The organism is Pseudomonas sp. B20 (assembly GCF_020515755.1).
Classification (GTDB): Bacteria; Pseudomonadota; Gammaproteobacteria; order Pseudomonadales; family Pseudomonadaceae; genus Aquipseudomonas; species Aquipseudomonas syringae.
The window spans coordinates 18,514-30,754 of record NZ_JAHPJG010000026.1; the positions used below are offsets into that span (position 1 = coordinate 18,514).

9 protein-coding genes and 1 pseudogene are annotated in these 12,241 nt (G+C 56.0%); 4 read left to right on the forward strand and 6 right to left on the reverse strand.

Translation table 11 applies throughout. The features are described from left to right. Positions 1-98: 98 nt before the first annotated feature. The 3 genes and pseudogenes from LIX91_RS22150 to LIX91_RS22160 form a co-directional block, all read right to left on the reverse strand. Positions 99-729, reverse strand: a pseudogene (locus LIX91_RS22150) (helix-turn-helix domain-containing protein); the annotation flags it as partial. 98 nt (positions 730-827) lie between these two features. After that, positions 828-1,433: a LysE family translocator gene (locus LIX91_RS22155; RefSeq protein ID WP_080343866.1), complete on the reverse strand. Its 606-nt coding sequence runs from the start codon at positions 1,431-1,433 to the stop codon at positions 828-830. 244 nt (positions 1,434-1,677) lie between these two features. Next, a complete protein-coding gene (locus LIX91_RS22160; RefSeq protein ID WP_046270203.1) occupies positions 1,678-2,853 on the reverse strand; it encodes an efflux RND transporter periplasmic adaptor subunit in 1,176 nt (391 codons plus the stop codon). Between the two features lie 769 nt (positions 2,854-3,622). Between LIX91_RS22160 and LIX91_RS22165 the strand changes: the two genes are divergently transcribed. Both LIX91_RS22165 and LIX91_RS22170 read left to right on the forward strand, forming a co-directional pair. Next, complete coding sequence (locus LIX91_RS22165) at positions 3,623-4,396, forward strand: helix-turn-helix transcriptional regulator (protein WP_046270210.1); 774 nt, start codon at positions 3,623-3,625, stop codon at positions 4,394-4,396. Positions 4,397-5,428: 1,032 nt separating this feature from the next. After that, complete coding sequence (locus LIX91_RS22170) at positions 5,429-6,283, forward strand: helix-turn-helix transcriptional regulator (protein ID WP_046270201.1); 855 nt, start codon at positions 5,429-5,431, stop codon at positions 6,281-6,283. A gap of 430 nt (positions 6,284-6,713) precedes the next feature. Here the strand turns inward: LIX91_RS22170 and LIX91_RS22175 are convergent, their stop codons facing one another. Both LIX91_RS22175 and LIX91_RS22180 read right to left on the reverse strand, forming a co-directional pair. Beyond that, positions 6,714-7,736 carry a zinc-dependent alcohol dehydrogenase family protein gene (locus LIX91_RS22175; RefSeq protein WP_046270200.1) on the reverse strand — a complete coding sequence of 341 codons (1,023 nt, stop codon included), beginning with the start codon at positions 7,734-7,736 and terminating at the stop codon, positions 6,714-6,716. Between the two features lie 234 nt (positions 7,737-7,970). Next, positions 7,971-8,648 (reverse strand): RraA family protein, encoded by a 678-nt coding sequence (locus tag LIX91_RS22180; RefSeq protein WP_226489163.1) that lies wholly within the window; start codon positions 8,646-8,648, stop codon positions 7,971-7,973. A 239-nt stretch (positions 8,649-8,887) separates the two neighbouring features. Between LIX91_RS22180 and LIX91_RS22185 the strand changes: the two genes are divergently transcribed. Then, positions 8,888-9,865 (forward strand): hydroxyacid dehydrogenase, encoded by a 978-nt coding sequence (locus LIX91_RS22185; protein WP_226489164.1) that lies wholly within the window; start codon positions 8,888-8,890, stop codon positions 9,863-9,865. 78 nt (positions 9,866-9,943) lie between these two features. Then, on the forward strand, positions 9,944-11,278 hold the full coding sequence (locus tag LIX91_RS22190) for an MFS transporter (protein ID WP_226489165.1): 1,335 nt from the start codon (positions 9,944-9,946) through the stop codon (positions 11,276-11,278). Positions 11,279-11,361: 83 nt separating this feature from the next. On the opposite strand, the gene LIX91_RS22195 is transcribed toward LIX91_RS22190, so the two are convergent. Beyond that, a complete protein-coding gene (locus tag LIX91_RS22195) occupies positions 11,362-12,102 on the reverse strand; it encodes an IclR family transcriptional regulator (RefSeq protein ID WP_103688499.1) in 741 nt (246 codons plus the stop codon). Between the last annotated feature and the right edge of the window lie 139 nt (positions 12,103-12,241).

Consider the following 12,241-nt stretch of genomic DNA (forward strand, 5'->3'; position numbering starts at 1 on the left):
GCGTAGCGGGTTGCGACTCAGGAAGCACCTGCGCGCCGGTATTCAGCTCAGCAATATCAGCCATGGCAGATACCGTTACTCAATGGCGCTGATCAAGTGCCCTGCAGGTATTCCAGTGCGAGCCTGATCTTGCCCCGCAGTCCAGGCCGTCCAAGCCGTCCAAGCCGTCCAAGCCGTCCAAGCCGCAGAGCCTGTCCCAGGCTTGATTCCTCACACCAGAACAGCAACGCCTTATTCGGGCGTTTTGGATATGACCCCGCCACCTTCCTGGGATTTCTCTTCGACGTCAGAATCACCGTGCAGTTTTGGCACGTTTGCCAAGTGCGGTTTTATGTCGTTGGCGGCCCAAATACGCTGGACGCTGGCCGGCGATATACCGACGAGCTTCGCCATGCTTCGGCAGCTCCAGCGAGCGTGGCCGATACACGGCTGAGTGACTTGATCAAGGGCTTGTCTCAATGCTTCTGCTGGCAGGGATGACTTGCGGCCTCGTCCAGGAAGATCCACCAGGCCTTGCAGACGCAGCTCCCGAAAACGCTTGCACCAACGGGTGACTGAAACAACCGACAGCCCGGTCAACCTGGCAATCTCGTTACGTGAATAGCCTTGTGCCGCGAGCAAAATCACCTGCGCACGGCGGCCTTCGCGCTGACTGATCGTGGCTGATTCAAAGCGCCGATTCAACTCGGCCTCTTCATCGTCACTGAGCACGAGGTCACGGTAGCTCACGTGACCACTCCAATAGTTGTTAACCACATAAGTACAATCAACGTTAGGGACTTGTTTAAAAGACGGCGTAGTGACTGAGTGCTACCGGGGTGAATAACTCAGGCGAAGATTGCTGTGGTGGCCACGTTATACAAAGCAATCGTCGCGAACAGTGCAATGACCACTGAAACCAATCGGTTGACTCGATTGCCCGATATTATCGACGGTAGTTTTCGACCAAAAACGGCACCCAGCGCAACCCATGTCATACCGACAGGAAGAACGACCAGGGAAAAAACCGTCATGAATGAAAGATAGCTTTGCACTTGCAAAAACGTCCCGGCGGGGGCTATGAGCGTAGCGAAAAACAGCCCTTTCGGATTGTTGAGTGTTGCCAGAAACAACGCGGAGACCGAAATCGGAGATGGCTTTCCATCAGGGTCCTGGTGAATCGAAAACCATAGTTTCAGAGAAATGTAGAACAGGAATATCACGGCCAGAACCTTGGTTGTCACCACCACCCAGCCATAGTGTTCGATCAGCGCGTCAATGGATAAGCCCCATGCGCTGATCTGAATCATATAAGCCGCCCATTCGGCAGCGACCAGCTTCAGCGAATACAGGCTCAGCCCGCGACTGATCCCTGACTGCAGCAGCAGTGAATTGGTCGGCCCTGGCACCAGCAGCACGGTGAGCATTGCAATTGCGACGTAATACATAGCCATACCCAACACTCCAAAATAGATTTGTTTTCCAGCTCGCCTGATTTCCAGACATGAACACCCATGGCGCATGGGCAAACGCGTATGCCTTCAGGACATGCCTGTGGCTGGCATTGATTGTTAATCCACGGTTGACCTTATTTTTAAAACGTACGCCTGCTTCACTTATCAGACGCCTGCAACTTATCCGTTATCGATTTGACGCAGACTTACGATTGTCTTCGATGCCTTGTTATTCGGCATACCCTCAAACACCTTCCACACCGCCCTGCTCTCCAATCACAACCCTGTCGCCGGCCTTGAGCCCTGAACGCACTTCGACCCTGACCTGATTATTGATACCCGGCTCCACGTATGCCGTTCTGACCTCGTTACCTTCACCCAGAACTCTTACGCTGTAGGTGCCGTCTTCCCGCCGGTCACCCAGTGCGGCAACAGGGATCGTCAACACGCCCTCCTTTGCCTCGAGCACAATTCGGACGCTGGCGGTCATGTTGATGTAGAAGCGGTTTTCAGGGTTGGGGGCATCGAAAAGAGCGTTGTAGAAAACCGCTTTCTTGTTTTCGCCTGTTGCGCTGGACTGGCTTGCGGCATCCAAAGGTCCCGGTTCGATCGCTTTGAGTGTGGCGTCATAGCGTTTGTCAGGATCGCCGGGGATGCTGAAGTAAACCGGAAGGCCGGGTTTGATCTTGAGTACATCGGCTTCGGAGACCTGCGCTTTCACGATCATGCTGTCGAGTTGCGCCATCTTCAGAATCACCGGTGCCATCTGGTCTGCGATCACGGTCTGGCCTTCCTGGGTGACGATGGCGAGGACCTGACCATCCATTGGCGCGAAGATTCGTGTGTAATCGAGTTTGATGCGTGAGGCTTCTTCCTGCACTCGGGCCGTGTGTAATTGCGCAGTGAGCGAAGCCAGATTGGCGCGTTGGGTCTCCAGCTCAAATCGGGCCTTGTCCTGATCCGCTTTGGAAACCGCCGTCGTGGAGCCGAGAGCCTGGTATCTGCGGTCATTCGACTCGGCAAGTTTCAATTTATGCAGCGTCGCGTCCCGCTCAGCCGTGAGCTGTTCGATCTTGACAACCGCCTGTCGCAGAGCATTTCTGGCGGGCAGTGGATCGATCTCTGCCAACAGCTGGTTTCTTTTGACCCTGTCACCTGGTTTGACCTTCAGCGACTGCAATTGCCCGGAAACCTGGGCTCCGACGTCCACCTGATTGCGTCCCTGAAGCACGCCCTGTGCCGATACGGCGTACTCAATGTCCGTCACTTCTGCTGCGGCTGACAGAAAGGCAGTCTCTTCTTCCCCGCTGGCGCCTCTATACAAGGCATAGCCAGCCAACGAGACCGCCAGATCGATCAATACGATCCTCAAAAGGATTTTGCGGAAATTCAATTTCCGGAAAAAGCCGACAATGCTCACTGTATTCCCCACTCACTGGGCGTCCCGGATCTCGGATGAATCAACGGATCAACACTTAAATAAAGGGTGTACATGAGAATCTCTACTTCGATACTGCAGCTGTCCTGCGAGGCAGGCGTTCATCCTGCAGCCATGTACCAATGGAAACATCAGGGCCTGTGTGCGTCTGTCCCCGCATTCAGGGACATTGTCACGGGGGCGTCGCCGATTGCTCCGTTCGGCTTTTCCGGACAGCGGCGCCTGGCCTGGAACCGGTTCCTGTGCGAGCGCGGCGATCGGTGCCGCCGACTCGCCGGGTCTGAAACGCCAAAGCGAAATAGGCGTTGAGCACACTAGAGTGGCCGCATGAGGTAGCGCACTCGAGGACGTGAAGAACTTTATTTTCGAGACAACTGCGCTGTCTCGTATTTCGCTACAGGCGTCATGTTTAAGTCGTTACACCGTGATGTTTAGAAAGACCGGTCACTCAAAGATCTTTTATTCTGAGACATCACACTGGATTTCCTCTATATGGGATTTGCCAAGTGCTATTGAACACGGTCATGACTGGCGAACCGGCCTCTAGCGAGACGTTTGTCCCCCTTTTCCCCTACAGACTGGTCATGCTCCCAGTGTGTAAATTCTTTAATACGCCAGTAATATTGTCCTACAATCAGACAGTGTACTCATTGCCAGGCATTGAGAGGGCTGTCCTGTATGCGAGGTTGCTTTTGGTTCGGCTGGAAACTAATGCCATGGGGGCGAATGTGTAATGGAAGCCAATCTACAAATGACGGGAAATCAGTCAGCGTATTTTCTGGAGCTGGGGAAGTTAATCGCAAGCGTGGGTGATACAGGATTTGCCTCGAATATGTACCAAATCATCGCGGCCACCGTCCCTATCGATTTACTCGACCTGAGTGAATGGACGATCGACGAGAATGAAGGAAGCGTGATCAGCATCCAGCCCCTCGGGCAAGAGAGCGCGGATCAGAAGCCGGCCAGTCTGACTGTCTCGCAGAACCAGGAGATGCTGCTCGCCCGAATGCTCAATGTGGACGACTTTCTGCTCGTTCATCTTAAATCACCCTGCAGCACGGGTTCGTCCGGGACATATCACTGCAACCTCGTGTCGCGCAAGTCGAACAGACGCTGTGTCATTTCCTTGCACCGTGAACACCACCAACGTGACTTTTCACTTCACGAATTATCGTTCTTGAAAAATTTTTCAGAGGCACTGTTGCCCCTGCTGGAGCGACATGCCCAGACGACCCGTACCTTGTGCACTGCGCATGCTGACAACGAAGCCGTTACGCAGGGCGGTCACCAGCTTCAACGTGAATTCAACGAAAAGCTGAGTCGATCGGAGGTCCGGCTTTCATTGCGTGAAAAAGAAATATGCCTTGGCATATTGGCTGGCGCAACGGTCCCAGAGCTGGCCGACAAGCTTCACGTCAAGAACAGCTCCATCGAGACCTATCTGAAGCGGGCCGGAGCGAAGCTTGGCGTGAGGGGACGACACGGCCTGGTCAAGTGGATGACAGGCGTATCTCAAACAGCGTGATTCCACCATGAGTCGCGGTGCGCTACCTGTCTGCTCGTCTCGCCCGGCGGCCGAAGTCAATCTGCATCGTGCGCTCGACGAGGCCGCCCGTGCTGCACGGTCAGCCATCCATCCGCTAAACCGAGCGAGGCTACTGTTGTGCGGCGAATAGAATTATAAAATGCTTGTAGAGAAACCAGCAGAAAATAAAATAAAAAACAAGAGTGCCCTGATGAAGGGTGTTGTTACGCGCACTTGCTGTGCACTAAGCTGTCAATGAGCACGCCTTCACTTGCTATCGGGCCTCATAAATAGTAGAGAGGCTGGCCGGAGCGTCATGCGCTTCTTAGCGCGGCGCAGCATATCCAGTGATACTGGGCGCAGTGCCCTCCCCCAGCCTGTAGCCGAACCTACTGTGAACGCTCTCTTGTTGGTTTAACTTTTTTAATTGCAATTGGCGCGTGAAACATGAACTATATGGTTAGTTTTCGGTCATAACGGTCAGCTTGAGTTTATTCAAGTTCCTTGCGATCAATATGATCACCTTAATATAAACACGTGAGTGCTGCACGACCCGTATCGCCACGCCCTGTGCGTATGCGTTAACAACATGGATAGGGATAGGAGTTGAACGTCATGCCAACGTTACTGGAGAGCTCTGCACTGTCACTGCAGGCCATACGCTGCTGCTCTATAGGGCAACGGTCGTCAGCCGGCCCGTTAATTATTCAGAGTGATTCGCATTTACCCCTGCTGTACGGGAAACATCAAACTCAATAAACATCGATAAAAGAGTTGCCGCTATTAAAGAGTGCCTTGCTTACGGTTAGCGTTCTCGCCTCTCGTAACACGATTGACTTTTTACTGCTGCATGCTCTTGAACGCCGTTAATGTCTAACTTTCAAACTCCTGTTCAGCCCGTCTGAATGTTGTATTACGGTCTGCATATAACCTGTTTGACCGCAGGGCTCGACTACTACAGAACAGTTACTTATCTGCTGAATCAAGGCTGCGCCTTGGCGTGTCTCTCTATAAACGGAAAAAGGAAACCCGATGAACATGCAACAGCTCTTTCCACACCTCGGTAAAGTGATCTCCGGTATCGGAAGCCGCCAGTTCGCCCGCTTGCTCCACGAGATGATCACCGCGTCGCTGCCCGTGGATGCGACCCATGTCATTCAGGGACTCAGTCGCTCCACGAATGAAGTAACCGGCACTCACGCCATCGGTGCATTTGGTGGAAATCTGCACCAGGTGCTTAACCCGGGGATCGAAAGCAGGCGTCTGGAGCCTGTTCTGTTGAGCCCGACAGAGCTGGCAGACACTCGCGTCGACAGATCCATCAGGTTTGAGTCGCCCTCCTACAACGCACAAGAAAAGCCAGATCATCTGCTCCCTCACGCGTCCTTCCCCCAAGTACACCTCGCTTATCCGGGCAAGGGGGAATATGTGCTGTCGGTCTATCGATCGCCCTCTGCCAAGGCATTCACCAGTCAGGAGCGCGCCCGGCTCAAGGACCTGTCCTGGGTCGTATTACCCATCGTCAAACAGCACATTGCGACCGTAACACCTACCCTTATTGCTTCCATACCCTCGCCTGTCGCGAAAAGCCTGAAAAACAAAGATGCCATGGAAGGCCTGCGTCAGCGTTTCCTTGGTCGCCTGGAGGCCTCGGCACTGAGTTTGTCTTCGCGCGAAACCGAAGTGTGCGTCGGGCTGCTGGCCGGTCTCACGGTGCCTCAATTGGCGGACAGGCTTGATCTGAAAGTCAGCACGGTAGAAAGCTACTTCAAGCGCGCGGCAGTAAAGATGGGAATCGCGGGGCGCAGTGCGCTACTTCGCTGGTTGCATGCCGAGCATCGCGTGCAGCCGCCCATCCCTGTAGAGATGTTTCAGGCGGCTGTCTGAGCTGAGGGAGGTTTTATTGATTTTCCACGACCAGGGATTTTCACTCCATGCAGCGGTACGGTCTGTAGATCGGTTGATACCCGTCCAGACCGCTACCGCCGCGCCATCCGGCATACGCCGCACACCATCAACGCCCTGCTCGACTGATCAACGTCGAGGGTGAACTACCACCCTGTTCGGGTATGCGCGCATCGCTCCATTCCTTGCGCCCATAAAAAAACCCGCCGAAGCGGGTCGTTTTTCTATCAATACCATTCCAACATCCTGTCAGAAGCCATCCCGGCAATGGTGATCATCCCTGACCTCCGAAGCGCCTCCTGCGCAACGGTTGATGGGTATAGATTGCTACTTCGCGAGCATGTCGTACAGGGCTGATCCACCCCAGCGTGTGTAAGCCTTTCGCTATAGATTCAACTACGGCGCAGTGACCTCACTTCCGTTCAAACTCGATCAACACCTTGCCGATGTGCTGCGCGGCGGCGAAATACGCGTAGGCTTCGGGGGCATCGGCGAATTTGAATGTCCTGGCGACCACCGTTTCAATTCCATTGGCCTCGATGGCTCGAATAAGGTCGACAAACATCTCGCGGCTGCCGTTGGCGATGCCTCTGATTGTGACATTTTTGAGGATCAGCGACAGGTAGTCGGGAATCGGCGAGTGCTGACCTGGCGTCACGCCTATCACGGCAATACGGCCGTTGACGGCAGCCGCCGCGATCGATTGCCCCAAGGTGTCCTGGCCTCCTGTCTCGATAATGATGTCGGCACCGGCGTTATCACTGAGCGCCATGACCTGCGCTGCCCAGTCCGGATGCTTGCGGTAATTGATCGTGATGTCGGCGCCAAGCTGACGCGCGATGTCCAGCTTCTCGTCACTCGATGAGGTGATCGCCACGCGTGCGCCGTGAAGCCTGGCCAGTTTCAACGCGGCCAGCGCCACTCCGCCGGTCCCCAGACACAGGACGAGCTCACCCGGTTTGACCTTGCAGACCTCCATCAGCGCGTTCCAGGCGGTCAGACCTGCGGATGCCAGTGCGGCAACGTCCTTGTCAGCCAACGCGTCCGGCACGTGAATCAAGGCAGCAGCGGGCAATACGACTTTTTCAGCCAGCCAGCCGTCATGGGTTACACCGACATCGTGGGCGAACACACTGGTGCGAAATTCGCCCTGCAGCCAGCTGGGAAAGTGACCGCAGATGACCCGGTCGCCCGGTTTGACCTGGCTGACGCCCTCGCCGACCGCGATGACTTCACCCACGCCTTCGGACATGGGAATGCGCTCTGGTAATTGTCTGGGTCCGTATGTACCACGCAGGATTTGAACATCCCGGCTGATGAGGCTCACCAGGCGAGGCGCCACGATGGCCTGCCCCGGCCCGGCGATCGGCTCGGGCCGAGTGGTCGCGGTCAGCGCGTCCAGGCCTTGTTGAGATCCGATCTGAAAAGCTTTCATGAACATAATCCTTGTGCCGTCAGCGCCATGAGGTCTCTGCATCGCGCCTTGAAAAATATCGTATGGCCCGGTTCAGGGCCGCGTGTTTTTTTCATGTCGCCTACACGATACCTGCTCAGCGCTGAGCATCAAGTCCGGCACTCACATCCCCGCCGCCTTCGACAGTCGTCTGGCGGAACGTCATGACACGGCGCAGCATTGCGCTGCGGCCGTGCGCACGCCGGCTGTAACGAATTACTGCGGTAGCTGGCAGCCCTTTTTCTTCAAGGATTCCAGGACCCACGAGCGATCGTTTTCTCCGCTGGCGATCTGTTCCAGTTGCTTTTGTTCGGCATGGTGTTTGGCCGAGGCTCGATCATAGACGTCGGCGACATGCTCGTACGGTACGCACAGCAAGCCATCCTTATCACCTATGACCAGATCACCCGGTTCGATCACCATTCCGTCGATAGCAATGGCCACGTTGATCTCACCCGGTCCGTCTTTGTAGGGGCCCCGGTGGGAAATGCCCGCTGCGAACATCGGGAATGTCCCGGCAGCAATGCTCCCTGCGTCCCGAATCGCGCCGTTGATGACAATGCCTGCCACGCCACGTTTCACCGCATAGGCCACCATCATCTCGCCGATGAGCGCGTTGCTCAGATCTCCCCCCGCATCCACCACGATCACATCGCCCGGCTCAGCGATATCAATGGCGTAATGGAGCATGAGGTTGTCGCCGGGCCGGGCTTTTACAGTCAATGCAGGTCCCGCCAGCACACCTTCACGGTGCATCGGACGCAGGCGAGCGCCGCCTGCGGTCATTCTATTCATCGAATCGCTGACGTTTGCGACGGGTACGTCGCGATAACGTGACACCCACTCGGCGCTGACTTTGCGGGCTGCTTCGAGGACTCGGAATCCAATCGTCATGGGGCATATCTCTCTTGAAATTATGGGGTGCCACCGAAAAGCTGTGTAATGCCATTTTCAGAATCACATTTCATTTTGGATCAATCAAGTGGTAAAAAATAATTAATAAACTTTTTTAGTCCGATAAAAATCAGGATAGTGAAATGGCATTTCATTATGGTAGGGTTTGGATATCGGGTTGAAGTCGCTGCCCGGTCGCACACCAAACGCGAACGCAAACAAGAACAAGGTACGCATCCATGACCCGCAAGATTCTGCTGACAGGTCCCGCCCTGGCACACGACGTGATGAGCTATGCAAATGATCTGGGCATTCAGATTTTCCCCACCACCCCTTACCTGCCGGCTGAAGAGCTCACTTCGCTCATCCGCGACGTGCAGCCCGACGCGATCATCGTCAGGCAAGGCAAACTCACGCGAGAAATGATCGAGGCGTCGTCCAGGCTCAAGGCGGTCGCCAAGCATGGAGTCGGCTACGACACCATCGATATTCAGGCAGCGGCAGAGAAAGGTGTGCCTGTCATGATCGCCCTGGGGGCGAATGCGCAATCCGTGGCCGAACATGCGTTCGCGCTCATGTTCAGCGTGGCTCGGCAAATTGCCTGGCTGGATGCCCGTACACGTCAGGGGCATTGGGACAAGGCCACCGCCAACGGCATCGAGTTGTCCGGCAAGACATTGGGGCTGGTTGGCCTTGGGGCGATCGGCAGCATCCTGATGGATCTGGTTGCGCCGTTGCAGATGAAGGTCAAGGTCTTCGACCCTTACCTCAAAACGCTACCCGAACGGGCACACGTCGAGCGCGAAACCGATTTCGACCGCCTCATCGAATCCAGCGATATCATCAGCCTGCATTGCCCGCTGACTGACGAAAATCGCAACCTGATCAGTACCGCGCAACTGAACCGTATGCGCTCCAACTGCATCCTGATCAATACTGCTCGCGGCGAACTGGTCGACACCCCGGCGCTCATCCAGGCACTGCAAAGCAACAGAATCGCTGGCGCGGGGCTGGACACGTTCAACCCGGAGCCGCCTTCTGCCGACAGTCCGCTGTGGCAACTGCCAAATCTTGTCGCCACACCGCATACGGGTGCCAATACCACTGAATCCCGTGATCGCGTAGGGCTGCTGGCCGTTCAACAGATCATGAAAGTGTGGGACGGCGGCGCGCTGGACCCTCGCTGCGTGGTGAATCGCCAATTGCTCGATAGCTGATCCGGCTTGCGCCCCGCTGCCGAGCTGGCGGAGCGAAGATCTACCGTTTCTCCACAAAAATAAACACAGGAGAGCACCATGGCCAGCACCCAACCGACTCAACCGGTCACCGAACTTGAACGCACCACCATGCGCCGGGTTGCATGGCGACTGCTTCCCTTTCTTATCCTCTGTTACCTGATCGCGATCATCGACCGCGGCAATATCGGTATGGCATCACTGCAGATGAATCATGACCTGGGCCTTAGCCCGGCGATCTTCGGTTTCGCGAGCAGCCTGTTCTTTGTCTCGTACTTTCTGGTCGAGGTGCCGAGCAATCTGGCCCTGCAGAAATTCGGCGCGCGCATCTGGATTGCACGCATCATGATCACCTGGGGGCTGATTTCCGCTGGTACGGCTTTTGTGCAGGGCGCCAACTCGCTATACGTCATGCGCTTTCTGCTGGGCGCTGCCGAGGCGGGTTTTTTCCCCGGCGTGCTGCTGTACATGACTTACTGGCTGCCTTCGGCCTATCGCGCACGTATGGTGGCGATCTTCATGGTCGCTATTCCGGGTGCAAACTTTCTGGGCTCACCGCTTTCGGGCTACCTGCTGACACTGGACGGCTGGATGGGCATGAGGGGCTGGCACTGGCTGTTCATTCTTGAGGGCATCCCCGCAGTACTGCTGGGTATTGCCTGCCTTTTCATCCTGACGGACCGCCCGACCCAGGCTCGTTGGCTGGATGACGAGCAACGCACCTGGCTGGTCAACAAGCTGGACGAAGAGCGCAAGCTCAAGACCAACATCGGCCATATCTCGCTGTGGAAGCTGCTCAAGCACAAGGACATATGGGTCATGGCGCTTATCTATTCAGGCGCGTCTGCAGCAGGCAGCACCATGAGCGTGTGGGCACCGCAGCTGTTGAAAAGCTTTGGCCTGAGCAATCTGGAGATCGGCTTCGTCAATGCCATCCCCTACGGTATTGCATCGGTTGCCATGATCATCTGGGGGCGCAGCTCGGACCGCAGCAATGAACGTCGCTGGCACACCTCCGCCACCTTGTTTTTGATCACGGCGGGTCTGCTGCTGGCGCTGGTCACGTCCTCTTTACCCGCCACTGTCGTGATGCTGACCATGGTGCTCATCGGTGCCTACTCGATGAAAGGTCCGTTCTGGGCTCTGGTGTCCAACTGGCTTTCGAGCAGCACGGCCGCCGCCGGACTGGCGGCTATCGGCGCCCTGGCGAATCTGATCGGAGGCGGGATCATGGTCAACGCTTATGGCGCTATCCATCAGGCCACGGGGAGTTATGCGATCGCTCTGCTGCCTCTGGCCGCGCTGTGCACGGCCGGCGCAATCGCCGTGCTGGTAATGGGCAGAAGCCGCAAACGTGAAACGCTTGAGGATGCCAAATCCGTAGAGGTCAGTTGAGGCGCGGTAATTACGATTTGAAACGCTGCCTTGTGCAGCGCTTCAAGTCGGCTGTTTATGGAAACTCCGCGCTGCCTCCGGACTCAGACCGCTTCGTCAACTGCCGGCGCACGGTGTGCCACCTTCTCCTCGCCAAAGCTCTTCCCTCCAAGGCTGCGCGTCAGGTCGTCAGCCACCTCAATGAAGATGGAGCGGATCGCTTTTGCGTAGTCGGCGGTCAGCCGCATCGACGGGCCCGAAAGCACCAGTGCTCCGATGTTTTCATGCAGCGGGCCAAAAATGGGCAACGCCATTGAGGCCGCGTGCGGATCCGTCGCGCCGCTCGAGTAAAAAGGCTCCAGCCCGCCCTTTGCACGGGCATACGGGGTACGCAATGCTTCGGCACTCGCCGCACCGTCCATGGGGCGCATGTCTCCAGGCTGCATGTGCAAACGCAGCCGGTGAGGAGAATTAACCCGGTACTGGCACAACCGATAGGCACCGTGTTTCACGTAAAAAGAGGCCGTCTCGCCGGTTTCTCCGGTCAGTTTGTGCAACCTTGGCAACACATGCCGTTCAAGATCCAGAGCATCCTGATAGACCGCATTGAGGCGCATGACCTCGCTCGCGAGCATATAGCGACCGTCTGCAAGTCGATTGACGAAACCATAGGTTTCCAGGGAAACCATCAAACGCATGATCGTGCTTTTGATCAGTCCGGTGCGCTCGACCAGTTCCACAAGGCTCAAGGCCGAGTCTCCGATCTGAAATGAAGACAGAACGGTGAGCACCCTATCCGCTGATGCGACTCCATTCACGGCGGGACGTGGACGCGTTTTGACCATCATTAACTCCTGTGCGGCAGATTGCAGCATGAACCTCGAACTCGCGGCATTATCCGTTAGCTGAAAACGGATAGCCACGAAACCCTTGGTATTAGCCACGCTGCTCAAGCCAAAAAAACGCCGCCGGCCCAACGTCGGT

Excerpts from the sequence above, each read along its gene's own strand:
- LIX91_RS22185 (WP_226489164.1), top strand. The coding sequence starts at position 8,888 with ATGACCCGCAAGATTCTGCTGACAGGTCCCGCCCTGGCACACGACGTG.
- LIX91_RS22195 (WP_103688499.1), bottom strand. The coding sequence starts at position 12,102 with ATGGTCAAAACGCGTCCACGTCCCGCCGTGAATGGAGTCGCATCAGCG.
- LIX91_RS22165 (WP_046270210.1), top strand. The coding sequence starts at position 3,623 with ATGACGGGAAATCAGTCAGCGTATTTTCTGGAGCTGGGGAAGTTAATC.
- LIX91_RS22175 (WP_046270200.1), bottom strand. The coding sequence starts at position 7,736 with ATGAAAGCTTTTCAGATCGGATCTCAACAAGGCCTGGACGCGCTGACC.
- LIX91_RS22190 (WP_226489165.1), top strand. The coding sequence starts at position 9,944 with ATGGCCAGCACCCAACCGACTCAACCGGTCACCGAACTTGAACGCACC.
- LIX91_RS22170 (WP_046270201.1), top strand. The coding sequence starts at position 5,429 with ATGAACATGCAACAGCTCTTTCCACACCTCGGTAAAGTGATCTCCGGT.
- LIX91_RS22155 (WP_080343866.1), bottom strand. The coding sequence starts at position 1,433 with ATGGCTATGTATTACGTCGCAATTGCAATGCTCACCGTGCTGCTGGTG.
- LIX91_RS22180 (WP_226489163.1), bottom strand. The coding sequence starts at position 8,648 with ATGACGATTGGATTCCGAGTCCTCGAAGCAGCCCGCAAAGTCAGCGCC.